This is a genomic window from Rhodococcus sp. P3_B8 (assembly GCF_056402775.1).
Genome location: NZ_JBFUGT010000612.1, coordinates 1 through 1,507, shown reverse-complemented (window position 1 = coordinate 1,507; position 1,507 = coordinate 1). Strand labels below are relative to the sequence as shown.

Here is a 1,507-nt window from a genome sequence, read left to right as displayed (position 1 = left end):
GCGCTCCCCGCCAGCAGACTCCCGGCGCTCCCCGCCCGCCGGGCCCCGGAGCTCCGCGCCCGTGAGTGCCTGACGAGTCCTGGGACTCGTTAACCGCGCACAGGCGCGCAGCGCCTTGCTACCGTCACCGGTATGTCGACGCCCCCCAGTTCCGCCCGACCCGTTGCCCTCGTCACCGGCCCGACGTCGGGGCTCGGTGCCGGTTTCGCGAGGAAGTTCGCGTCTCTCGGTTACGACCTCGTGCTCGTCGCGCGTGACGAAACCCGCTTGCAGGCCCTCGCCGACGAGATGAAGGCGTTGTTCGACACCGAGTCCGAGATCCTGCAGGCCGATCTGGCCACGGCGTCCGGGCGTGAGGAAGTGGCGCAGCGCCTCGGGAAGGGTGTCGAGGTGCTGGTCAACAACGCCGGATTCGGCACGTCGGGCGAATTCTGGACGGCGACGCCGGATTTGTTGCAGTCCCAGCTGGACGTGAACGTCACCGCCGTCATGCAGCTGACCCGCGCGGCGTTGCCCACCATGATCGCGTCGGCGAACGGCACCGTCATCAACGTGGCGAGCGTCGCCGGCCTGCTGTCCGGGCGGGGATCGACCTATTCGGCGAGCAAGGCGTACGTGATCTCGTTCTCCGAGGGGCTGGCGAACGGGCTGGGCGGCACGGGTGTGCGGATTCAGGCGCTGTGCCCGGGATTCATTCGCACCGAGTTCCACGAGCGCGCGGGCATCGAGATGAGTTCGATTCCGAAGCCGATGTGGCTGAGCGTCGACCAGGTGGTCGCGGCGTCGCTGGCCGACCTCGAGGACGGCAAGGTCGTGAGCATTCCCGGCCTCCAGTACAAGGTGCTGACCACTGCCGGTCGACTCGTCCCGAAGAGTCTGGTCCGGCGGCTGACCAACGTGTTCGGCCGGGGGCGTGCCCGCACATAGAGGTGGGTAGGGTTTTGGGCATGAGTGATCGCGAGGATCTGGCCGCGTTGGTGCGTGAGCTGGCTGTTGTGCACGGCAAGGTGACGTTGTCTTCGGGCAAGGAAGCCGACTACTACGTGGACCTTCGCCGCGCCACGCTGCATCACGAGGCTGGCCCGCTGATCGGGAAGCTGCTGCGTGAACTGGTGGCGGACTGGGATTTCGACGCCGTCGGCGGACTGACGATGGGCGCCGACCCGGTGGCGATGGCCGTGATGCACGCCCCGGGCAGGCCGATCGATTCGTTCGTGGTGCGCAAGGCCGCGAAGGCGCACGGCATGCAGCGGCAGATCGAGGGGCCGGACGTCGTCGGCAAGCGTGTCCTCGTCGTCGAGGACACCACGACCACGGGCAACTCTCCGCTCACCGCGGTGAAGGCGTTGCGCGACGTCGGGGCGATCGTGGTCGGTGTCGCGACCGTCGTCGACCGCGCGACCGGTGCCGACGAGGTGATCGCGGCCGAGGGTCTCGAGTACCGTTCGCTCCTCGGCCTCCCCGACCTGAACCTCTGACCGCACATGTGAGTGGCGAAGTGTGCCGG

At 68.3% G+C, this 1,507-nt stretch carries 2 protein-coding genes; both read left to right on the top strand.

What is annotated here, in order from left to right; genetic code table 11:
* Positions 1–132 precede the first annotated feature (132 nt).
* Complete coding sequence (locus tag AC1D1G_RS45085; RefSeq protein ID WP_280784162.1) at positions 133–927, top strand: SDR family NAD(P)-dependent oxidoreductase; 795 nt, start codon at positions 133–135, stop codon at positions 925–927.
* Between the two features lie 20 nt (positions 928–947).
* Positions 948–1,478, top strand: coding sequence for an orotate phosphoribosyltransferase (gene pyrE / locus AC1D1G_RS45080; RefSeq protein WP_005238397.1), 531 nt, complete (start codon positions 948–950; stop codon positions 1,476–1,478).
* Positions 1,479–1,507: the final 29 nt, after the last annotated feature.

Bases quoted from the DNA above. Each gene is read 5' to 3' on its own strand.
- AC1D1G_RS45085 (WP_280784162.1), top strand. From the start codon at position 133: ATGTCGACGCCCCCCAGTTCCGCCCGACCCGTTGCCCTCGTCACCGGC.
- pyrE (WP_005238397.1), top strand. From the start codon at position 948: ATGAGTGATCGCGAGGATCTGGCCGCGTTGGTGCGTGAGCTGGCTGTT.